Origin of the sequence: uncultured Sphingomonas sp., assembly GCF_964244265.1 — a bacterium.
Lineage (GTDB): Bacteria > Pseudomonadota > Alphaproteobacteria > Sphingomonadales > Sphingomonadaceae > Sphingomonas.
Genome location: NZ_CAXTHV010000016.1, coordinates 16,426 through 36,429 on the forward strand (window position 1 = coordinate 16,426; position 20,004 = coordinate 36,429).

The 20,004-nt window shown below is 67.3% G+C and carries 21 protein-coding genes; 6 read left to right on the forward strand and 15 right to left on the reverse strand.

What is annotated here, in order from left to right; translation table 11 throughout:
* Nucleotides 1-2: 2 nt before the first annotated feature.
* The 5 genes from ACFE7K_RS08265 to ACFE7K_RS08285 all read right to left on the reverse strand — a co-directional run bounded on the left by ACFE7K_RS08265 (nt 3) and on the right by ACFE7K_RS08285 (nt 3,643).
* Nucleotides 3-1,436, reverse strand: coding sequence for an NAD(P)(+) transhydrogenase (Re/Si-specific) subunit beta (locus ACFE7K_RS08265; RefSeq protein WP_375397710.1), 1,434 nt, complete (start codon nt 1,434-1,436; stop codon nt 3-5).
* Between the two features lie 2 nt (nt 1,437-1,438).
* Nucleotides 1,439-1,732, reverse strand: a complete 294-nt coding sequence (locus tag ACFE7K_RS08270) for a proton-translocating transhydrogenase family protein (RefSeq protein WP_375397711.1) — start codon at nt 1,730-1,732, stop codon at nt 1,439-1,441.
* A 54-nt stretch (nt 1,733-1,786) separates the two neighbouring features.
* The gene (locus ACFE7K_RS08275; protein ID WP_375397712.1) at nt 1,787-2,296 is read right to left on the reverse strand and encodes a hypothetical protein; all 510 of its coding nucleotides are present in this window, start codon (nt 2,294-2,296) and stop codon (nt 1,787-1,789) included.
* Between the two features lie 87 nt (nt 2,297-2,383).
* Nucleotides 2,384-3,505, reverse strand: coding sequence for an NAD(P) transhydrogenase subunit alpha (locus ACFE7K_RS08280; RefSeq protein WP_375397713.1), 1,122 nt, complete (start codon nt 3,503-3,505; stop codon nt 2,384-2,386).
* Between the two features lie 9 nt (nt 3,506-3,514).
* Entirely contained in the window at nt 3,515-3,643 is a 129-nt protein-coding gene (locus ACFE7K_RS08285) for an aa3-type cytochrome c oxidase subunit IV (RefSeq protein ID WP_375397714.1), read from the reverse strand.
* Nucleotides 3,644-3,796: 153 nt separating this feature from the next.
* Here ACFE7K_RS08285 and ACFE7K_RS08290 point away from each other — a divergent pair, with 153 nt between their 5' ends.
* Nucleotides 3,797-5,215 (forward strand): sigma-54-dependent transcriptional regulator, encoded by a 1,419-nt coding sequence (locus ACFE7K_RS08290; RefSeq protein ID WP_375397715.1) that lies wholly within the window; start codon nt 3,797-3,799, stop codon nt 5,213-5,215.
* A gap of 348 nt (nt 5,216-5,563) precedes the next feature.
* Here the strand turns inward: ACFE7K_RS08290 and folP are convergent, their stop codons facing one another.
* From folP to glmM, 5 genes are all read right to left on the reverse strand, one after another.
* On the reverse strand, nt 5,564-6,616 hold the full coding sequence (gene folP, locus ACFE7K_RS08295; RefSeq protein ID WP_375397716.1) for a dihydropteroate synthase: 1,053 nt from the start codon (nt 6,614-6,616) through the stop codon (nt 5,564-5,566).
* 39 nt (nt 6,617-6,655) lie between these two features.
* The gene (locus ACFE7K_RS08300) at nt 6,656-7,786 is read right to left on the reverse strand and encodes a site-specific DNA-methyltransferase (RefSeq protein WP_375397717.1); all 1,131 of its coding nucleotides are present in this window, start codon (nt 7,784-7,786) and stop codon (nt 6,656-6,658) included.
* A 177-nt stretch (nt 7,787-7,963) separates the two neighbouring features.
* Complete coding sequence (locus tag ACFE7K_RS08305; protein ID WP_375397718.1) at nt 7,964-8,581, reverse strand: ribonuclease HII; 618 nt, start codon at nt 8,579-8,581, stop codon at nt 7,964-7,966.
* Complete coding sequence (gene thiD, locus ACFE7K_RS08310) at nt 8,574-9,347, reverse strand: bifunctional hydroxymethylpyrimidine kinase/phosphomethylpyrimidine kinase (RefSeq protein WP_375397719.1); 774 nt, start codon at nt 9,345-9,347, stop codon at nt 8,574-8,576. Before thiD ends, ACFE7K_RS08305 begins: the two co-directional genes overlap by 8 nt.
* Nucleotides 9,344-10,684, reverse strand: coding sequence for a phosphoglucosamine mutase (glmM, locus tag ACFE7K_RS08315; RefSeq protein WP_375397720.1), 1,341 nt, complete (start codon nt 10,682-10,684; stop codon nt 9,344-9,346). Before glmM ends, thiD begins: the two co-directional genes overlap by 4 nt.
* Nucleotides 10,685-10,755: 71 nt before the next feature.
* Here glmM and ACFE7K_RS08320 point away from each other — a divergent pair, with 71 nt between their 5' ends.
* Nucleotides 10,756-12,030 (forward strand): dicarboxylate/amino acid:cation symporter, encoded by a 1,275-nt coding sequence (locus tag ACFE7K_RS08320; protein ID WP_375397721.1) that lies wholly within the window; start codon nt 10,756-10,758, stop codon nt 12,028-12,030.
* A 137-nt stretch (nt 12,031-12,167) separates the two neighbouring features.
* Here the strand turns inward: ACFE7K_RS08320 and ACFE7K_RS08325 are convergent, their stop codons facing one another.
* The 3 genes from ACFE7K_RS08325 to ACFE7K_RS08335 all read right to left on the reverse strand — a co-directional run bounded on the left by ACFE7K_RS08325 (nt 12,168) and on the right by ACFE7K_RS08335 (nt 14,596).
* The gene (locus ACFE7K_RS08325; RefSeq protein WP_375397722.1) at nt 12,168-12,425 is read right to left on the reverse strand and encodes a hypothetical protein; all 258 of its coding nucleotides are present in this window, start codon (nt 12,423-12,425) and stop codon (nt 12,168-12,170) included.
* A 17-nt stretch (nt 12,426-12,442) separates the two neighbouring features.
* Entirely contained in the window at nt 12,443-12,820 is a 378-nt protein-coding gene (locus ACFE7K_RS08330) for a hypothetical protein (RefSeq protein ID WP_375397723.1), read from the reverse strand.
* 126 nt (nt 12,821-12,946) lie between these two features.
* The gene (locus ACFE7K_RS08335) at nt 12,947-14,596 is read right to left on the reverse strand and encodes a peptide MFS transporter (protein WP_375397724.1); all 1,650 of its coding nucleotides are present in this window, start codon (nt 14,594-14,596) and stop codon (nt 12,947-12,949) included.
* A 120-nt stretch (nt 14,597-14,716) separates the two neighbouring features.
* On the opposite strand from ACFE7K_RS08335, the gene ACFE7K_RS08340 reads away from it, so the two are divergent.
* The 3 genes from ACFE7K_RS08340 to ACFE7K_RS08350 are packed head-to-tail and all read left to right on the forward strand — an operon-like array spanning nt 14,717 to nt 16,713.
* Nucleotides 14,717-15,295, forward strand: coding sequence for a nitroreductase (locus tag ACFE7K_RS08340; protein ID WP_375397725.1), 579 nt, complete (start codon nt 14,717-14,719; stop codon nt 15,293-15,295).
* 39 nt (nt 15,296-15,334) lie between these two features.
* Complete coding sequence (locus ACFE7K_RS08345) at nt 15,335-15,688, forward strand: GntR family transcriptional regulator (protein ID WP_375397726.1); 354 nt, start codon at nt 15,335-15,337, stop codon at nt 15,686-15,688.
* A 59-nt stretch (nt 15,689-15,747) separates the two neighbouring features.
* Nucleotides 15,748-16,713, forward strand: a complete 966-nt coding sequence (locus ACFE7K_RS08350) for an L-threonylcarbamoyladenylate synthase (RefSeq protein ID WP_375397727.1) — start codon at nt 15,748-15,750, stop codon at nt 16,711-16,713.
* A 12-nt stretch (nt 16,714-16,725) separates the two neighbouring features.
* Here the strand turns inward: ACFE7K_RS08350 and msrA are convergent, their stop codons facing one another.
* Complete coding sequence (gene msrA / locus ACFE7K_RS08355) at nt 16,726-17,274, reverse strand: peptide-methionine (S)-S-oxide reductase MsrA (protein ID WP_375397728.1); 549 nt, start codon at nt 17,272-17,274, stop codon at nt 16,726-16,728.
* A gap of 67 nt (nt 17,275-17,341) precedes the next feature.
* On the opposite strand from msrA, the gene galE reads away from it, so the two are divergent.
* Nucleotides 17,342-18,340: a UDP-glucose 4-epimerase GalE gene (gene galE / locus ACFE7K_RS08360; protein ID WP_375397729.1), complete on the forward strand. Its 999-nt coding sequence runs from the start codon at nt 17,342-17,344 to the stop codon at nt 18,338-18,340.
* On the opposite strand, the gene ACFE7K_RS08365 is transcribed toward galE, so the two are convergent.
* Nucleotides 18,337-19,881, reverse strand: coding sequence for a hypothetical protein (locus ACFE7K_RS08365; RefSeq protein ID WP_375397730.1), 1,545 nt, complete (start codon nt 19,879-19,881; stop codon nt 18,337-18,339). The two genes, galE and ACFE7K_RS08365, sit on opposite strands and share 4 nt — an antisense overlap.
* Between the last annotated feature and the right edge of the window lie 123 nt (nt 19,882-20,004).

The window sequence follows — 20,004 nt, forward strand, 5'->3', positions numbered from 1 at the left end:
GATCAACCCAGCGACTTCACGATTTCCTCGACCATCTTCTTGGCGTCGGCGAGGAGCATCATCGTATTGTCCTGGTAGAACACGTCGTTGTCGACGCCGGCATAGCCGACGCCGCCCATCGACCGCTTGATGAACAGCACGGTCTTGGCCTTGTTCACGTCGAATACCGGCATGCCGTAGATCGGCGAGCTCTTGTCGGTCTTGGCCGCCGGATTGACCACATCGTTGGCGCCGATGATGAACGCGACGTCGGTCTGCGCGAATTCGGAGTTGATGTCCTCCAGCTCGAACACCTCGTCATACGGCACGTTGGCTTCGGCGAGCAGGACGTTCATATGGCCGGGCATACGCCCCGCGACGGGGTGGATGGCGTATTTCACCCGGACGCCCTCTTCCTTCAGCTTGTCGGCCATCTCGCGCAGGACATGCTGCGCCTGCGCCACCGCCATGCCGTAGCCGGGGACGATGATGACCTGTTCGGCCTGGCTCATCAGGAACGCAGCGTCCTCGGCCGATCCGCGTTTCCAGGGCCGGTCGGTCGCGGCCGCCGCCACCCCGCCGCTGTCGCTGCCGAACCCGCCGGCGATCACGCTGATGAAGCTGCGGTTCATCGCGCGGCACATGATGTAGCTGAGGATCGCGCCCGACGATCCGACCAAGGCGCCGGTGATGATCATCGCGGTGTTGTGCAGCGTGAAGCCCATCGCCGCTGCGGCCCAGCCCGAATAGCTGTTGAGCATCGACACCACGACCGGCATGTCCGCCCCGCCGATCGGGATGATCAGCAAAAAGCCGATCGCGAAGCTAAGTCCCGTGATCGTCCAGAACACCCACGGCGCCTGGTCCTGCGTGAAATACGCGATCAGCCCAAGGATGCCGGCCAGCACGGCGAGGTTGATGATGTGGCGCCCGGGCAGCATGATCGGCTTGCCGCCCATGTTGCCGTTGAGCTTGAGGAAGGCGATGACCGAACCCGAAAAGGTGATCGCGCCGATCGCGACGCCCAGGCCCATTTCCACGCGGCTCTGGGTGAAGATGCGGCTCGCCTCGTCGGCGATGCCGAACGCCTGCGGATTGAGGAACGCCGCGCCCGCGACCAGCACCGCGGCCAGGCCGACCAGCGAGTGGAATGCCGCCACCAATTGCGGCATGTCGGTCATCGCGATCCGCCGCGCGGTGACGATGCCGATCGCGGCACCCAGGGCGATGGCAGCGAGGATTTCGACCATCGCTGCGAGGTCGATCGTCACCAAGTCGAGCCGCGGTACGTGCACGATCAGCGTCGTCGCCACCGCGATCGTCATGCCGATCATGCCGAAGCGGTTGCCACGCTGGCTTGAGGTCGGGCTCGACAGTCCACGCAAGGCCAGGATGAAGCATATGCCTGCGACGAGATAGGCAACGGCAGCCCAGGGATTCCGGGAAAGCCCTTCCATCCTCAGCGCACCTTCTTCTTGTACATCGCCAGCATCCGCGCGGTCACCGCAAAGCCGCCGAAGATGTTGACGCTGGCCAGCACCACCGCCAGCAGCCCCAGCCATTTCGAGGTCGCGCCCGTCGCGCCCAGCCCGACCGCCGCGCTGGCGATCAGCGCGCCGACGATGATCACGCTCGAGATCGCGTTGGTCACCGCCATCAGCGGCGTGTGCAGCGCCGGCGTAACCGACCAGACGACGTAATAGCCGACGAAACAGGCCATTACGAAGATCGACAGGATCCCTACAAAGTCCATCGCGGTTCTCCGTTACCGCCGGTATTGGCGGCTTCGACGCCCGCTGTCGAGCGGTCAGCCGAACGCCATGCCCGGGATCATCACCAAGCCGGCCATGCCGGCCAATGCGCCGGTGATCCACACCCACCGCATCAGCCAATAGGGCCGTTGCAGCATCGCCATGCCCTGCGCGCCATAGGCTTCGAGCCGGGTGCTGACGCCCGCCACCTCGCTCCAGGCGAGATGCGCGCGGCAGGCGGGCGGCCGATAGATCAGCGAGCGGTTGGCCGGCAGCACGAGGTCGATTTCGGCATCGGAGATCGCAATCCTCCCGCCGCGTCTGCCCCGGCTGTCGCGCCAGACATAGGCGACCAGCGCCCATTGGAACGCCGCGATCGCAGCCATGAACAGGCCGATGCCGACGCCGCCCCTCATCGCCACCATCAGCCACAGCGCCAGCCCGGTCATGCCCAGCGCAAGCGTGCCGATGAAGACGGCCATGACGCCGGAAAAGATCGCGCGCGCCCAACCCTTCCGCCAAAGGCGGACGCCGGGATTATGCTTGTCGTCGATGAAGCCGGTCATGACATCAGCCAGTCAGGCCCTATCGCCAATGCGCCAGTCACGGGGATTGGCCCGCATCGCCCAGAGGGGCTTGTCGGCTCCCGCCGATTACGCCAGCAACCGCGCATTCACTACCGCGCCGCCTTGCGTCAGCCGCACCGCGTCGCCGATCTCCGCGTCGAGTACCGGCCGGCCCGCCTCCTTGTTCCAGAAGGTCGAGAGGAAATTATAGAGGTTGCGCGCGAACAGCGCCGAGGCATCCGCCGCCAGCCGGCCGGCGACGTTGCGATGGCCGACGATCTTGACACCGTGCCGCTCGACCACGTCGCCCGCCACCGCACCCTCGACATTGCCGCCCGATTCGACCGCGAGGTCGACGATCACGCTGCCCGGCTTCATCGTTGCGATCTGCGCGTCCGAGACCAGCCGGGGCGCGGCGCGGCCGGGGATCAAGGCGGTGGTGATGACGATGTCCTGCCTGGCGATATGCGACGACACCAAGTCGGCCTGCGCCTTCTGATATTCCTCGCTCATTTCGGTCGCATAGCCACCCAATCCCTCGCCCACGATCCCGGCGACGTTCTCGACGAAGATCGGTTTGGCGCCCAGGCTGAGGATTTGCTCCTTGGTCGCCGACCGCACGTCGGTTGCCGAGACCTGCGCGCCCAACCGCCGTGCCGTCGCGATCGCCTGAAGCCCGGCGACGCCGACGCCCATCACGAAGCATTTGGCCGCGCTGATCGTGCCGGCGGCGGTCATCATCATGGGAAAGGCGCGGCCATATTCGGCCGCGGCGTCCAGCACCGCCTTGTAGCCGGCCAAGTTCGACTGCGACGACAGGATGTCCATCGACTGCGCGCGGGTGATGCGCGGCATGAACTCCATCGCCAGCGCCTCGAACCCGGCGGCGGCATAGCCGTCGATGCGGGCGCGCTCGCCGAACGGGTTGAGGCCGGCGACGATCCACGCCCCGGCCCCGGCCCCGGCCAGTCCATCAGGATCGGGACCCTGCACGCCCAGCACGATGTCGGCGCCGGCCAGTGTCGTGGCCCTGTCGCCCACCGCGGCGCCGGCATCGGCAAAGGCGGCGTCGGTGACGTTGGCGCCGGCGCCGGCGCCCGCCTCAACCGCAATCGCGGCGCCTAGCGCGGCGAATTTCTTGACGGTCTCGGGCGTCGCGGCGACACGATGTTCGCCGGGCGCGGTTTCCTTCAGGACGGCGATCTTCACGCGGCGGCGCTATTTGCCCGAGATGAAGAAGACCACGATCATCGCGATCACGAAGCACGCCCCCGCGCCGTATTTCATCAGCCCCAGGATGGAATGATACGTCGCTTCGTGTGTCTTGATGTCGGTGTCGTCGGCCATGTCCACCCCGTCGTTCAGCCTGATGACCCAGCATTAGACCGCGGCCTCGATCGCCTCAACCCCCGGGCCGCGATTGGTTCATTCCGGGCTTAAGTCCCCCTTTACGGTCGGGCGCTATGGTTACTGTCTGGACTTGGGACGAAGAGGGGCGGGATGACGCGCAACGGACAGCGCCTCCTGATGTTGATCGACGAGGAACCCGCGCAGCGCCGACTGGTATCGGCGATCGCGGGGCGGCGTGGCTGGCGGTCGGTGTACGCACCGGATGCCGAGACCGCGGTCGCGACGTTGGGCACGCAGGACGGCATGCAGCTCGACGCCATAGTGCTCGACAGCTGGGGACCGGACGCCGACGCGGAACGGCTGGTCACCGAATTGCGCCTGCGCCGGCCGCAACTGCCGATCCTGATGCTGACCGCCAATGGATCGGTCGCGCAGGCCGTCGCGGCGATGCGCGCGGGGGCGACCGATTTCCTGGTCAAGCCGCTCGCCCCCGAACGGCTGGTGTGCGCGCTGGAGGCGGCGGTGGCCGGGATGGCGGCGGGCGAGTTGCGCCCGCTGACCGAGAAGATCCCCGCCTTGCTCGGGTTCGACGAGATCGTCGGCGCCGCGCCCGATTTTCGTGCGGCGCTGGCGATCGCGGCCAAGGCGGCGCGGGCGCGCGTCCCCGTGCTGATCGAGGGGGAGAGCGGCGTCGGCAAGGAAGTGGTGGCGGAGGCGATCCACGCCGCTTCGCCACGCGGCAAGACGCCGATGGTCGCGATCAATTGCGGCGCCATTCCCGCCAATCTGGTCGAAAGTGAATTGTTCGGGCACGAAAAGGGCGCCTTCACCGGCGCGTTCGAACGCAAGATCGGCCGTTTCCAGGACGCCGACGGCGGCACCATCTTCCTGGATGAAATCGGCGAGATGCCGCTCGATGCGCAGGTCAAGCTGTTGCGGGTGCTGCAATCGGGCGAGGTCCACCCGATCGGCGCACGCCACATGCGCGAGGTCGACGTGCGGGTGATCGCCGCCACCAACAAGCGGCTGATCGAGGAGGTCGAGGGCGGCCGGTTCCGCGAGGACCTCTATTACCGGCTGAACGTCGTCCCCGTGACGATCCCGCCGTTGCGCGAGCGTACCGGCGACATCCCGGCGCTCGCCCGCCATCTGCTCGCGCGGATCGCCGACCAGCCGGGGCTGCGGCCGCTCGGCATCACCGATGACGCGCTCGCGCTGCTCGGGCGGTACAATTGGCCGGGCAATGTCCGCCAGTTGCAGAACGCCTTGTTCCGTGCCGCCGTGCTCTGCGAAGGCGATGCGCTGACCCGCGCCGACTTTCCGCAGATCGCCGCGCTCGGTACGCCGCGCGCGCCCACGCCGGGCGGTCAGATGGCGACCAGCGGCGGGGTCACGCTGTTTCGTCCCGACGGCAATTTGCGCCCGCTGGAAGAGATCGAAGCCGATGTCATCCGCCTCGCCATCGGCCATTATCGCGGCCGCATGACGGAGGTCGCGCGACGGCTGGGGATCGGGCGATCGACGCTCTACCGCAAGCTCGGCGAACTGGGGATCGACAACGCAGCGTGACGGTCAGGTGCGACCGGGGCCGTTGCCGGCCTGTTCCGGTGGCGATCGGCGGTCGATCCGAGCCTGCAGAGAGGTCCAAAGTTCACGAAAGTTCACGGGGTCGGGCCATGCCGCCCGCCATCCGGCGGCAATGGCCCAAAGGCCAGCCCCGCAATCGGCCAGCCGGATAAACAGAGCGCGCCGGCCGGTAGCCGTCGGCATGGCAGTCTGGAAGTAGGTGCTGTCGATGACAAAGAACCAGCCGACGCTGCCGGCAAGAATCCTACATTGCAAGGTTGATAGTCGCGCTGAGGTTGATGTTCTCGACGGTAGCTTCGACCTGTGGTTCTCGGCGAAGGCAGACCCAATTCATCGCCCCACCAGCGCCTGATCGCGCAGGCCGCGCCAGACCTTCAGCGCCTGCACCGTCTCCGCTACGTCGTGGACGCGGAGCAGCTGGACGCCGGCCTCCGCACCCTTCAGCGCCAGCGCGATCGAGCCGCCGAGCCGCCGGTCGGCGGGCGCTTCGTTCGACAGCGCACCGATCATCCGCTTGCGGCTGGCACCGAGCATCACCGGACAGCCGAGACCATGGAACAATGCCAGGCCGTTGAGCAGCGCGAGATTGTCGGCCAGGGTCTTGCCGAAACCGATGCCGGGATCGACGATGATCCGCGACCGATCGACTCCGCCCGTGACGACCGCCGCGACGCGGGCCTCCAGCCAGTCGAACACGTCGGCCAGCACGTTGCCATAGCGTCCGTCGCCATGCGGCCCCCTGGCCGGATCGGGCGAGTGCATCAGGATCACCGGGCATCGGGCGCTCGCCACGACCTCAAGCGCGCAATCGTCCCACAGCAACGCGGCGACATCGTTGACGATCGCCGCGCCGGCCGCCAGCGCCGCCGCCATCACCGCCGCCTTGCGGGTGTCGATCGAGACCAGGGTGCCGGCGCCCGCCAGCCCGCGCACGACCGGCTCGACCCGCTTCACCTCGTCGCCTTCCCAGACCAGAGCGGCACCCGGACGGGTCGATTCGCCGCCGACATCGATCAGCGCCGCGCCCGCTGCCGCCATCGCTACCCCGGCGGCGACGGGATCGCCCGTGGCGCCGCCATCGGAAAAGCTGTCGGGAGTGACGTTGAGGATGCCCGCGACCTGCGGCTGGTCGAAACGCAGGGTGCGCTCGCCCAGCATTAGCGGCGGGCGCGGAGCGGTGATCGCGGCATGGAGGCGTGCGGCGCGTTCGTCGTTCGCGCCCAGCGTCGTTGCAAAGTCGGCAACGGCAATCGTGCGCTTCGCTCCGTCCTCGATCACCTCATAGGCGGCGAACCACTGCATCCCGCCGGCGATCCGCGCCACCTCGCCGTCACGGCCCACGGCAGTGTCGACGAGCTGGACGGGACGAAGGTGGAGGGACATTGGTTGGTCCTAGCAAATCCTCCCCGTAAACGGGGAGGATTACGGCTGCGTCGCCAGCAGATAGGTCTGGCGCAGCGCGTCGATCGGCTTGAGCCCGTCCGCCGCCTCATAATGCCAGAAGCTCCAGCCGTTGCATGCCGGTTGCCCCTGCAGCGTCGCGCCGAGCTTGTGAATCGAGCCGACCGAACCGCACGCGCTTTTAAGCGATCCGTCGGCGCCTACTGTCGCCGACCAGCGCCGCTTGGTATCGCTCAGCACCGTGCCGGGGGTGAGCAGGCCGTTCTCGACCAGCGTGCCGAAGGCGACTCGCGGGGCGGCCTTGGGGCTCTGCATCGTCGTCAGCGCCGATTCGTCCAGCGGCAGTGCGGCGGCGATCCGTTCCTCGGCCGCTGCGATATAGCCGGGTTCGCGCTCAATCCCGATCCAGTGGCGGCCGAGCCGTTTCGCCACGGCGCCGGTCGTGCCGGTGCCGAAGAACGGATCGAGCACGATGTCGCCAGGCTTGGTGCAGGCGAGCAGGATGCGGTAGATCAGCGCCTCGGGCTTTTGGGTCGGGTGGACCTTGACGCCGTTCTTCTTGAGCCGCTCCGGCCCGCCGCAAATCGGGAATTCCCAGTCGCTGCGCATCTGCAACTCGTCGTTCAGCGTCTTCATGCTGCGATAATTGAAGGTGTAGCGCGCCTTTTCGCCCATCGACGCCCAGATCAGCGTCTCGTGCGCGTTGGTGAAGCGCGTGCCCTTGAAATTGGGCATCGGATTGGCCTTGCGCCAGACGATGTCGTTGAGGATCCAATAGCCCAGGTCCTGGATCGCCGAGCCGACCTTGAAGATATTGTGGTAGCTGCCGATCACCCAGAGCGCGCCATTGTCCTTCAACACGCGCCGCGCCTCGGCCAGCCAGGCGCGGGTGAAGCGATCATAGGTGATGAGCGAATCGAACTTGTCCCAGGCATCGGTGACCGCATCGACATGGCTGCCGTCGGGGCGCGACAGTTCGCCGCCGAGTTGGAGGTTGTAGGGCGGATCGGCGAAGATCAGGTCGACCGACTTCGCGGGCAGGGCGCGCATCGCGGCGATGCAATCGCCCATGATGATCCGGTCGAGCGGCAGCGGGAAGGCGGCCATGGCCTCGACCGTTCCGGCGCGCGCCACCTTATCGACCACCCCCATCGTTCACTCCCCCGAATGCGCGCGCACGAAAACCGGCCGTGCGGACTGCGGTCAAGCGGAGTTTAGTTAACGAGCACGGTTACGGAATCGTTAACTTAACGGACATTTTGCCACATGGACAAGCTATTGGGTCCTGGCCGATCGACAGGCCCATTACTGGTGTGTGGCGAAAAAGACTCAGAGCGGCAGAACCGTTTGCGCCACCGGCGCGAACGACCGGCGATGAAGCGGGGAGGGGCCATGTTCGCGCAGGGCGCGCAAGTGACCGGGGGCACCATAGCCCTTGTTGGAATGCCAGCCATAATGCGGATAGGTATCGGCATGCGCGATCATGATCGCGTCGCGGGTATGCTTGGCGACGATCGAGGCGGCGGCGATCGACAGGCTGATTGCGTCGCCGCCGACGATCGCGGTCGCGCAATGGGTCCAGCGCGGCAGCCGGTTGCCGTCGACCAGGATATGCGCCGGGGCGGCTTCGCGCTCGATCAGCGCCTCGACCGCTAATGTCATCGCCTTCATCGTTGCCCAATAGATGTTGAGCGTGTCGATCTCCGGCGCCTCGACGATGCCGATCCCCACCGCCGCGCAACCGTGAAGCCGCGCGCACAGCCGGGCGCGTTCGGTCGCCGGCAGCTTCTTCGAATCTTCGATGCCGCGCGGGATGCCCTTGGCCGGCAGGATGACGGCGGCGGCGACCACCGGCCCGGCGAGCGGCCCGCGTCCCGCCTCGTCGACGCCGGCGACCGGGGCAAGGCAGAGCTTTTCGTGGCGCAGCGACGGCCGGGGGCTAGGCATTGCGCACCAGGTCAAAGGGAATCGTGCCGAGTGCGTGGCCCATCGGTCCGTGGCCTGCCCCGAGCGCGGGTGCGTTGGCAAGCGCTGCGCGAACGAATGCGATGGCTCGACTCACCGCGTCGACCAGGGGCAGGCCACTGCCCAGCCCGGTCGCGATCGCGCTCGCCAGCGTGCAGCCGGTGCCGTGGGCGTGGCGCGTGTCGATGCGGGGGTTGGTCCAGATGGCGATTTCCCCACGGGGTCCGATCAGGCGATCGGTGATGGTTGCGCCCTTGGAATGACCCCCTTTCAAGAGCAGGAGGCGCCCCTGGTCCCGGGCAAGGAGGTGAAGGCGTTCGAGCGCTTCGAACTCCGGGAGATTGGGGGTGGTCAGCGTGGCAATTCCCATAAGCCGCCCGAACGCCGCGATCGTTGCGGCATCGGCCAGCATGTCGCCGCTGGTCGCGACCATCACCGGATCGAATACCATCGGCGCCTCGATCTCGTCCAACACGTCCGCCACGGCATGCGCCGTCTCCGCCGACCCCAACATCCCGATCTTGACCGCATCGACGCCGATATCGTCAAGCACCGATCGCATCTGCGCCAGCACCATCTCGGCCGGGACCGGCATCACCGACTGCACGCCGCGCGTGTTCTGCGCGGTGATCGCGGTGATCGCGGTGATCGCGTGCCCGCCGAGCATCGTGACGGTCTTGATGTCCGCCTGGATACCCGCGCCACCCCCCGAATCCGAGCCGGCGATGACGAGGACGCGCGGGATCATGGCGCCGCCGCCTTTACCGCGTCGCAGATGCGGTCGACCACCGCCTGGACCTGGCCGGCATCCTCGCCTTCGGCCATCACGCGGATCACCGGTTCGGTGCCCGAGGGGCGGATCACCAGCCGGCCCCTGCCGGTCAGTTCGCCCTGGGCATCGGCGATTACCGCCCTGACCGTCGCGTCGTCGAGCGGCTTGCCACCGTTGAACCGGACGTTCCTGAGGAGTTGGGGCAAGGGATGGAAGCGGTGCAGCAGCTCGCTCGCCGGCTGGCCCGATCGCACCAGTTCGGCAAGGATCTGCAAGGCCGCGACCAGCCCGTCGCCGGTCGTCGCGTAATCGGTCAGGATGATGTGCCCCGATTGCTCGCCGCCGACGTTGAACCCCTGCGCCCGCATCGCCTCCAGCACATAGCGATCGCCGACCGCGGTGCGGATCAGCCGGATGCCCTGCGCCGATAGATGGCGTTCGAGCCCCAGGTTCGACATCACCGTCGCGACCAGTCCGCCCTGCGCCAGCCGTCCGGCGCGCGCCCAGCCGCTGGCGATCACCGCCATCAGCTGGTCGCCATCGATCACCCGGCCATTCTCGTCGGCCACGATCAGCCGGTCGGCATCGCCGTCCAGCGCGATGCCGATCTGCGCCCCGCTGGCAACGACCGTCTCGCACAAAATTTGCGGGGCGGTTGATCCGACCTGGTCGTTGATGTTCTTGCCGTCGGGGGTGACGCCGATCGCGATGACATCCGCGCCCAATTCCCACAATGCCGAGGGCGCGACCTGATACGCGGCACCGTTGGCGCAATCGACGACGATCCTGAGGCCGTCGAGCGTCAGGTCCTCCGGAAAGGTCGCCTTGGCGAAGTGGATGTAGCGGCCCCGCGCATCCTCGACGCGGCGCGCGCGGCCGATTTCCGGCGCCGCCGCCAGCGCGGGCTCGCCATCGATCAGCGCCTCGATCGCCAGTTCGTCGGCATCGGACAGCTTGTAGCCGTCGGGCCCGAACAGCTTGATGCCATTGTCGGCGAACGGGTTGTGGCTGGCGGAGATCATCACCCCCAGATCGGCGCGCATCGAATGCGTCAGCATGCCGATCGCCGGGGTCGGCATCGGCCCGACCAGCGTCACGTCCATGCCGACGCTGGTGAACCCGGCCTGCAGCGCCGATTCGAGCATATAGCCCGACAGCCGCGTATCCTTGCCGATCACCACCCGGTGCTTGTGGTCGCCGCGCATGAAATGCGCCCCGGCCGCCATGCCGACCTTCATCGCCATGTCCGCAGTCATCGGCGCGATGTTGGTCAGCCCGCGAATACCGTCGGTGCCGAAATATTTCCTTGCCATCCTCGCCTGCGTCCCGTCCGCTGTCTTCCCGGTGGGGCGCCTGATAGCGCGCCGGCGGGGGAAGGGCGAGCATGTCGCAAGCATTGAGGATCCTGATCGCGCTGATTGCGGGGCTGGGCATCGGCATCGGCCTGGCCAACGGCGCGCCCGATGCCGGGGCGTGGGCGCTCGCCTTTACCAGGCCGATCGCGTCGGCATGGCTGCACGGGTTGCAGATGGTGATCGTGCCGCTGGTCGTCGCCCTGCTGGTGATCGGCATCGCCGCGTCGGCCGAGGCGGCGCGCGCCGGCCGGATCGCGGCGCGCGCGCTGGCTGCGTTCGTCGCCATCCTGTGGGTCAACACGATTGTCTCGGCGGTGGTGACGCCGTTGCTGTTGCGCGCCTTTCCGCTGCCCGCCGGCTGGGGCGCGGCGCTGCGCGCGTCCTTGTCGACGGCAAAGACGACAGGCAAAGTACCGGGGCTGGGCCAGTTCTTCGATGCGATCGTGCCGACCAATATCGTCGCGGCGGCGGCCGGCGACGCCTTCCTGTCGCTGACGATCTTCGCGCTGGTGTTCGCCTTTGCGATCACCCGGCTGGCGCCGGCGCCGCGCCGGCTGCTGATCGACTTCTTCCAGGCGATCGCCGACGCGATGGTGGTGATCATCGGCTGGGTGCTGGTGCTGGCGCCGGTCGGCGTGTTCTGCCTGGCGCTGGGCGTGGGCATGGCGACGGGCGCCGCGGCGTTCGGCGCCCTGGCGCATTACATCGCGATCGTTTCGGCAATGGGTATCCTGGTGCTGCTGTCGGCCTATCCGCTGGCGGCGATCGGCGCGCGGGCCGGCATCGGGCGGTTCGCGCGCGCCGTGCTGCCCAGTCAGGTGGTGGCGATCAGCACCTCGTCGTCGCTCGCCACGCTGCCGGCGATGCTGCGGTCGAGCGAGGCGCTGGGCGCGCCGGCGAGCATATCGGGCATCGTCCTGCCGATCGCGGTCGCGGTGTTTCGCGCGACCAGCCCGGGGATGAACCTGGCGGTCGCGCTCTACGTCGCGCACCTGACCGGCACGCCGATCGGCGCGGGCCAGCTGGCGATCGGGGTCGCGGTGGCGGCAATCACCACGATGGGGTCGGTGAGCCTTCCCGGCACGATCAGCTTCTTTGCGTCGGTGGCGCCGGTGGCGATCGCGATGGGCGTGCCGGTCGAGGCGCTGGGGCTGCTGGTCGCGGTGGAGACGGTGCCCGATCTGTTCCGGACGCTGGGCAACGTGACGATGGACGTCGCGGTCACCGCGACGATCGCCGCGCGCGGCGTCGCCGGGGACCAGGACGGCGAGACCGACCAGATGGTCGAGGCGCTGCCGGGCTGAGGCCGGCGAGGCCGAGCGGTTCGTCACATCTAGTGCACGATTTGCTTACGTGGGATGCATTAGCACTTCACATCCACGCGCTTCATTGCCACATATAGCGACCCGAAGGAGGCTGGTATGCGTAACAAGGAAGGCGTCTAGAACAATCCCGAGTGATTTGGCGCCCGGAGGCGCCTCATCCGTTCGGCATTGGTTCTTTCCCGCTGTTCGGCAGCATCGAGCAACCAAAGTGCATTTTCAAGGAAGCGATCGTTACGTTGAGGTCCGTCATTGGAACGATCAGCAATGTGTTGCTTGAAGCAGCGCATGATGCCGATAACCGCAGCGTCGTATAGATCAAGAACGTCTTCAAGCGGCAACAGACCACGCCGTGTGAGTTGACCAACCGTTTCCACCCAATATGGAAGGCGCATTAGGGTAAAATAGTGCGGCCCGTCACGATCGGCCGGCTCGTCGACCAACTCACCGTCTGTCTTAAGATGATCGGCTGTCTTGAATCTTTGGTAGAGCCCTGAAACTTCCTCTGAAAAAGTGTGGCCGAACGCTCCATCACTTCTTCGTCGTTGGCACCAGCACGTAACACCGTACGTGCCTTCTTCTCGCAATGATTACGGAGTGTCCGAATAGCTAAGCGCGAATGGCGCATCTCGCTGCCTTCGAAACGCTCGTCAATTTCCAACATAAGTTCGGCACGCGCGATGTTCCCCTGATTGGCGTTCTCCTGCGCAATTCGACCGAGTTGTAACAGGCCGAAAACTACTCCTATGGCCGCCGCGACAGCCACGACCATGTCAGCGACAGTGCCCCAAACTGCCGGCCAGACTGGCGTAACGTCGACTATATTCGTTACCATCACACCCCCGCATTGTCCGTCCTAAAAGCGATGTCGGGAAGGGCTCGCCCCACCATGCCGCCCTCAGACCGTCTCGCCCGCCACCTTCATCCCTGCCGCCGCCGGCTCGCCGAGTTGGGCCTGTCCCGCCAGTTCGTCGCGATCGGCCAGCGTTTCCAGGTGCATCCAGCGCTTCACGATCGGTGACAGCGCCAATACGACCACGCCGATGCCGATGGTGATGACGCCGATCCACCAATAGATGTGGAGCGTGCCTGCCTGGGTCATCTCGCCGCTCTCGCCGCCGGTTGCCTCGCCGATCTTGCCGGCGACGAAATTGCCGACCGCGGTCATGTAGAACCAGGCGCCCATGATGAAGCTGGCGAGATGGATCGGGGTCAGCCGGTTCATCGCCGACAGGCCGACCGGGGACAGGCACAATTCCGCCATCGTGTGGAGCAGGTAGAGCAGGAACACGAACAGCACCGGCGTCGCCGCCCCCACGCCCGCGCCGTTCGCGCCGAGCACGAACACCAGAAAGCCTGCGCCGACCAGCGCCAGCGCATAGGCGAACTTGGCCGGTGTCGATGGCTCCAGTCCCTTCCTGCCGAGCGTGGTCCACAGCCAGGCGAAGACGGGGCCGAGCAGCACGATGTAGATCGGGTTGATCGACTGGAACAGGCTGGTCGGCACGCCGCCGCGATCGACGAACTTATCGGTATAGAGGCTGAGCGACCCGCCGGCCTGTTCGAACAGGCCCCAGAACACCGGGTTGAGCGCGATCAGGAACAGGATCGCGAACATCCGTTCGCGCGGTTCCTTGGGCAGCTTGAACGCTTCGTAAAGCGTATAGGCCAGCATCGCGAGCCCGGCGGCGACCAGCAGATTCTGGATCACGCCCTGATATTGGATCAGCAGCCAGATGATCACGACCGCGGCCAGGCCGACGGCGTAGAGCATGTATTCGCGGCTGCGCGCCAGCGGCACCGGCGGCTCGCCGCGCCCCTGCAAGGCGGGCTTGCCGAGGACGAAGATGATCAGGCCCGCGACCATGCCGATGCCGGCCAGCCCGAAGCCATAGGACCAGCCGATCGTCTCCCCCAGATAGCCGACCAGGATCGTGCCGAGCGCGGCGCCGGTATTCACGCCCATGTAGAATATCGTGTAGGCGCCGTCGCGGCGTACGTCGGTCAGGCGGTAGAGCTGGCCGACCATCACCGATATGTTGGCCTTGAGGAACCCCGCGCCGACGATGATCAGCGCCAGCGCCAGCCAGAACACGTTGATCGCCGGGTCGGCCTGCTTGGTGGCCGCGTCGGCGATGCCGTGCATTCCTTCATACGCCATGAAGCCGTGCCCGGCCGCGAGCAGCACGCCGCCATAGAACACCGCCTTGCGCTGTCCCAGATAGCGGTCCGCCAGATACCCGCCGAGCACGGGCGTGATGTAGACGAGCGCGGTATAGGCGCCGTAGATCAGGTTCGCCTTGCCGTCGCCGAACAGCCAGAATTTGGTGAGATACAGGATCAGCAGCGCGCGCATGCCGTAATAGGAAAAACGTTCCCACATTTCGGCATAGAACAGGACGAACAGGCCCTTGGGATGGCCGACCACTTCGGCCGACTGGCGCGAACTCAGCGAGAAGCCGAACGCCAGCACCGCGAACAGGAACACCGCGCCGATCGCGCCGATCCAGTCGCCCTCGTTCCACAGCGCAATGCTCTTGAACCCCATGCCGCGACCCTTTTCGATATGTCCGACCGCGCCGGAATGCTGTTCGCGGCAACGTAACGGCGAATCGCGGCTTGGCAAACACGCGTTGTCGCGCGGCCGGCGCGACCCTAAATGTCCGCCATGTTCAACGACACCACCAGCCCGCTCAGCCTGCTCGCCACCCGCCGCTCGGGCAAGCCGCGCGACCTGGTGGCGCCGGGCCCCGATATGGCGCAACTCGACCGGATCCTGACGATCGCCGCACGGACACCCGATCATGGCAAGCTCGCGCCGTGGCGGTTCGTGGTGGTGCCCGAGGACCGGCGGACGTCATTGTCCGACCTGATCACCACGGCCTATCGTGCCGAACGCCCCCAGGCGGGTCGCCAGGAGATCGAGGCGCTCGACCAGTTCGCGCATCAGGCGCCGGTCCTGGTCGTGGCCTTGTTCTCGCCCAGGACCGAAAGCCACATCCCGCCATGGGAGCAGGAACTGGCGGCGGGCGCGGCGTGCATGAACCTGCTCCACGCGGCCCACGCCTCGGGCTTTGCCGGCGGCTGGCTGACCGGCTGGCCGGCCTATTCGGACGCGGTGCGCGACGCGTTCGGGGCGGCGCCCGAACGGATTGCGGGCTTCATGTTCATCGGCACGCCGTCGCGCCCGCTGGAGGAACGCCCGCGCCCCGATCTGTCCCGGATCGCGACCGTCTGGCGTGGCTAGCCGACTGGACGTAGGCGTAGATCGGTGTATTAAGGCACCATGGCACTCAGCAACGACGACAGCCCGGTCTATATCCGGCTGCGCGGCACGATCGCGGCGGCGATCCTGCGCGGAGAATTTCGTGCCGGCGACCAATTGCCGTCAGTCCGCGCGCTGGCCGCCGAACATGGCGCCAACCCGCTGACCGTCGCCAAGGCTTATCAGGGATTCCAGGACGACGGTTATGTCGAAGTGCGGCGCGGGGTCGGCATGTTCGTCCTGCCCGGCGCCAACGAACGGCTGCGCGTCGCCGAGCGTGATCGCTTCCTCAACGACCAATGGCCGCATATCGTCGAGCATATCGACTTGCTCGGGCTGGACATGGCCGAGTTGATCCAGCGCCAGCGCGCGTGACGCCTGGCCCGCCGGCGCGGACTCTCCCGCCGCCGATGCCGATGTCGTAATGCCGGGCGATGGCCATCCTCCCGCCGCGCATCCTGCCCTATGACAATGCCGCGATCACCGATGCCGCGCGGGTGATCGCGGCGGGCGGCTGCGTCGCGATCCCGACCGAGACGGTGTACGGCCTGGCCGCCGACGCCACCGACGCCGCCGCGGTCGCGGGCATCTATGCAGTCAAGGGGCGGCCCAGCTTCAACCCGCTGATCGTCCATGTCCTCGACCTGGCGGCCGCCGAGGAACTGGCGGTGCTCGATGCGCGCGCGCGGGCGCTGGCCGAGGCGTTCTGGCCCGGGCCGCTGACGCTGGTGCTGCCGCTCAGTCGGTCGGCGGGGATCGCCTCGCTGGTGACGGCGGGGCTGGAGACGATGGCGATCCGCGTGCCGGCGCATCGCGCGATGCGCGCCTTGCTCGCCGCCTGCGGTCGTCCGCTGGCGGCGCCGTCGGCCAATGCCAGCGGATCGATCAGCCCGACGCGCGCGGCGCATGTCGCGGCAAGCCTGGGCGGCCGGATCGCGCTCATCATCGATGACGGGCCGACCGCGCAGGGGATCGAATCGACGATCGTGCGCGCGACGTTCGGGACGACCCGCATCCTGCGCCACGGGCCGATCACCGCGCGGCAGGTTGCAGGCGTGCTGGACGAGGGGGCGCCGGCGCAGTTCGATCGCGGCGACGCCGCGCCGGGGACGATCGAGGCGCCGGGGCAGCTCGCCAGCCATTATGCCCCGCATAAGCCCCTGCGCATCGATGCCCGGCGGCCCGCCGCGGACGAATGGTATATCGGGTTCGGCGCGGCTGGCGGGGACGCGACGCTGTCGGCGAGCGGCGACCTGATCGAGGCGGCGGCGCGGCTGTTCGACGAGCTCCACCGCGCCGATGCCTCGGACCGGTCGAGGATCGCGGTTGCGCCGGTGCCCGACCGCGACATCGGCGAGGCGATCAACGACCGCCTGCGGCGCGCCGCGCATCGGGGGTGAGGGGGCGGCAGCCTACCCCATCGCTCCTTCCGCCCTGGACCGCGCGGCAAAGCTTTTGCGCAGTTTCTTCAGCTTGGGCGGGATCACCGCCTGGCAATAGGGATTGCGCCGGCCCTCGCCCTCCCAATAATCCTGGTGGTAATCCTCGGCCGGATACCAGGTCGCCATCGGCTCGATCGTCGTTACGATCGGGTTCGGCCAGTCGGCTCCGGCACGCTCGATCGCCGCGCGCGCCTCGTCGCCCTGGTCGGACGACGCAGGAAAGATCGCCGAGCGATATTGCGTGCCGACGTCGTTGCCCTGGCGGTTGAGCGTCGTCGGGTCATGCGTCGCAAAGAAGATGTCGAGCAGCTCGCCATAGCTGATCGCGGCCGGATCGAACCCGACGCGGATCGCCTCGGCATGGCCGGTGCCGCCGCCGCACACCTGCTTGTAGGTCGGGTCGGGCACGGTCCCGCCGATATAGCCGCTTTCGACGCTTTCGACGCCGATCACATCCTTGTAGACGGCCTCGGTGCACCAGAAGCAGCCGCCGGCCAGCGTGGCATAGTCGATCGCCATCCCGTCATTCCTTTTCAATCTGTTTCGCACATAGGGACGGCCGAACGCACAATCGAGGGTAGCGTGGATGAGTAAAGGCTCGGTCTTGGTGACGGGGGGCGCCGGCTATATCGGCAGCCATGCGGTGCTGGCGCTGCTCGATTCCGGCTGGGACGTCGTCGTCGTCGACAATCTGGTCACCGGCTTCCGCTGGGCGGTCGACCCGCGCGCCAGCTTCGTCGAGGCCGCGATCGAGGACGAGGATGCGGTGCGCGCGGCGATCGCCGATCATGCGGTGGTCGCGGTGATGCACTTTGCCGGTTCGGTCGTCGTCCCCGAATCGGTCGCCGACCCGCTCAAATATTACCGCAACAACACCGCCGCCAGCCGGTCGCTGATCGAGAGCGTCATCGCGGCCGGGGTCAGGCATTTCATCTTCAGCTCGACCGCCGCGACGTACGGCACGCCCGCGCGCATACCGGTCGCCGAGGACGATCCCCGGGCGCCGATCAATCCCTATGGCATGTCAAAGCTGATGACCGAGGCGATGCTGGCCGATGTCGCAGCGGCGCATCCGCTCAATTACTGCACATTGCGCTATTTCAATGTCGCCGGCGCCGATCCGGCGGGGCGCAGCGGCCAGTCGACCGCCGGTGCCACCCACCTGATCAAGGTCGCCGTCGAGGTGGCGACGGGCCGGCGCGGTCATGTCGCCGTGTTCGGCACCGATTTTCCCACCGCCGACGGCACCGGCGTGCGCGATTACATCCATGTCAGCGATCTGGCGGCGGCGCATGTCCACGCGCTCGACCTGCTTATCGCCGATCCGGCGGCGAGCCACACGATGAATTGCGGCTATGGCCACGGCTATTCGGTGCTTGAGGTGCTCGATGCCGTCGACCGCGTGACCGGGGTGACGATCGCCCGCGGGATCGAGGGCCGCCGCGCGGGCGACCCAGCCGAACTGGTGTCCGACAATCGCCGGATCCTCGACGTCCTGCCGTGGCGGCCGCAACATGACGATCTCGACCGCATCGTCGCCGATGCGCTCGCGTGGGAACGCCGGCTGGCGGAACGCGCCGGTTAGGCCGGGCGCGGGATCACGAAGCTGGCCGCCGGCTGGAGCGACGCGATCGCCTCCACCGGCTCGGGCGGGCGCCACTGGAAGAGCTTCACGTCGATCGCAGACGGCGTCACGTCGACGATCGTGAAGCCGTTGCGCTCCTGCGTTGCGGCGAGGTCGCGCGCCTCCAGTGCCTTGGGCGTGAAGGGAAAGGCGCCACGCGCGCTGCTGGGGAAGCCCGTCTTGCCGGTACTGATCGTGCCCGGCACGATCGTGTGGAGCGGGCTGGCGGACAGGTCCAGGTCGCCGCTGCGGGTGACCGCCTTCGCCCCCGACATGTGGAAGTCCCCCGAGATGCTAACCGCGGCGCGCCCGCGCTGGCCGGTCAGCGCCTTCACCAGTCGCTGGTGCTGCTCGAACCAGCCGACCGGCCAATAGCCCTTGTCGTTGCCCTGGGGCGTCGCCCCCGGCGGCCCGTCGGCATACCATTCGCCAAGCGCGCCCTTCGACCAGCCCATCGGATTCGAGGGCGCATGGATATAGTGGAGCGCGTCGGATCGCTTGAGCCGATCGACCAGGAACGCCTCGACATCGGGGAACAGCACCCCGCCATGCCCCGTCGACCAGGCGCGGCGGCAATCATAGGTCGCGATCTCCAGCAGCTTGCCGATGCGCAGCGTCTCGACCGTCTCGGCATGGTAGCGCGGCAGCCTGGGCAGCCCGAGCGCATAGGGATGCGCCATCGCCGCGGTGCGCTGCCACAGGCCCAGCGTGAACGGCCGCGGCGGGAAGGAATAGCCCCACGGCCCGGCATTGTCGTTCTCGAAATAATCGTGGTCGTCGCTGATGAACAGCATCGGCGTCGAGGCGAAGCGGTCCTCGTACAGCGCCGCGATCTGCCGTGCGATCACGGTCCGCAGCGATCGGCGGTTCTGCGCCGAATCGAACCTCTGGTCCTCGTCGAGCCAGGCGATGCGGTGGTACAGCTCGGCGGTGCGCGCATGCTTTTCCGCGCTGCCGACATATTTCAGTCCGGTCCACTGGTCCCAATAAGTGTGGTCGCCATTGGCGATCGCGAGGTCGGGCTGGAAAGAGAGGCCGCGGTCGAACAGCGCGTGGCGCGCCGCCAGCGGCAGGTATCCGTCCGGCCCCGCCGCCTCGTCGCCCCCGGCGCACGTAAAGATCAGCACACGGAAATGGTCGGGCGTCGCATCGAGCGGCGGCAGGGTCGCCAGCGACCATGGCGCCCGTAGGGACACGCCATTTTCCCCGCTCAACGCCAATTGGTAGCGCCGGCCCGCCGCCAGCCCGGATTGGACGAAGCCCCAGGCATAGCCATCCTGGTCGAGCCTCTGCGCCCTGACCTCGCGCTCGTCGATAGTCAGCCGCGGCGCCGTGGCCGGGGGCGTATCGAGCAGCACCTTGATCGCCAGCGTGTCGTGCGTCGCCGAAGGGAGGATCATCCGCACCGGCGAGCGATCCTGCGACCAGGCGACCCCGCCCAGGTACATGCTGCCGAGCCCGAGGGCCGCCGTTCCCCGCAGCACGCCACGACGATCGTACATCTGCGTTCTCCCCCTGTGACCGGCTCTGCTTCGCCGGGCCGCCGCGGCAGCTGGATTGATCGCTATTAGATATCCAACCATAATGGTGGGAATAGAAGACTAAATTGCCCGCCATAAAGTTTT

Bases quoted from the DNA above. Each gene is read 5' to 3' on its own strand.
- msrA (WP_375397728.1), bottom strand. From the start codon at position 17,274: ATGGCGATCGACTATGCCACGCTGGCCGGCGGCTGCTTCTGGTGCACC.
- ACFE7K_RS08335 (WP_375397724.1), bottom strand. From the start codon at position 14,596: ATGGGGTTCAAGAGCATTGCGCTGTGGAACGAGGGCGACTGGATCGGC.
- ACFE7K_RS08365 (WP_375397730.1), bottom strand. From the start codon at position 19,881: ATGTACGATCGTCGTGGCGTGCTGCGGGGAACGGCGGCCCTCGGGCTC.
- ACFE7K_RS08330 (WP_375397723.1), bottom strand. From the start codon at position 12,820: ATGGTCGTGGCTGTCGCGGCGGCCATAGGAGTAGTTTTCGGCCTGTTA.
- galE (WP_375397729.1), top strand. From the start codon at position 17,342: ATGAGTAAAGGCTCGGTCTTGGTGACGGGGGGCGCCGGCTATATCGGC.
- ACFE7K_RS08275 (WP_375397712.1), bottom strand. From the start codon at position 2,296: ATGACCGGCTTCATCGACGACAAGCATAATCCCGGCGTCCGCCTTTGG.
- ACFE7K_RS08285 (WP_375397714.1), bottom strand. From the start codon at position 3,643: ATGGCCGACGACACCGACATCAAGACACACGAAGCGACGTATCATTCC.
- ACFE7K_RS08350 (WP_375397727.1), top strand. From the start codon at position 15,748: ATGGCCATCCTCCCGCCGCGCATCCTGCCCTATGACAATGCCGCGATC.
- ACFE7K_RS08265 (WP_375397710.1), bottom strand. From the start codon at position 1,436: ATGGAAGGGCTTTCCCGGAATCCCTGGGCTGCCGTTGCCTATCTCGTC.
- folP (WP_375397716.1), bottom strand. From the start codon at position 6,616: ATGTCCCTCCACCTTCGTCCCGTCCAGCTCGTCGACACTGCCGTGGGC.
- ACFE7K_RS08345 (WP_375397726.1), top strand. From the start codon at position 15,335: ATGGCACTCAGCAACGACGACAGCCCGGTCTATATCCGGCTGCGCGGC.
- ACFE7K_RS08270 (WP_375397711.1), bottom strand. From the start codon at position 1,732: ATGGACTTTGTAGGGATCCTGTCGATCTTCGTAATGGCCTGTTTCGTC.
- glmM (WP_375397720.1), bottom strand. From the start codon at position 10,684: ATGGCAAGGAAATATTTCGGCACCGACGGTATTCGCGGGCTGACCAAC.
- ACFE7K_RS08320 (WP_375397721.1), top strand. From the start codon at position 10,756: ATGTCGCAAGCATTGAGGATCCTGATCGCGCTGATTGCGGGGCTGGGC.
- thiD (WP_375397719.1), bottom strand. From the start codon at position 9,347: ATGATCCCGCGCGTCCTCGTCATCGCCGGCTCGGATTCGGGGGGTGGC.
- ACFE7K_RS08290 (WP_375397715.1), top strand. From the start codon at position 3,797: ATGACGCGCAACGGACAGCGCCTCCTGATGTTGATCGACGAGGAACCC.
- ACFE7K_RS08300 (WP_375397717.1), bottom strand. From the start codon at position 7,786: ATGGGGGTGGTCGATAAGGTGGCGCGCGCCGGAACGGTCGAGGCCATG.
- ACFE7K_RS08305 (WP_375397718.1), bottom strand. From the start codon at position 8,581: ATGCCTAGCCCCCGGCCGTCGCTGCGCCACGAAAAGCTCTGCCTTGCC.
- ACFE7K_RS08340 (WP_375397725.1), top strand. From the start codon at position 14,717: ATGTTCAACGACACCACCAGCCCGCTCAGCCTGCTCGCCACCCGCCGC.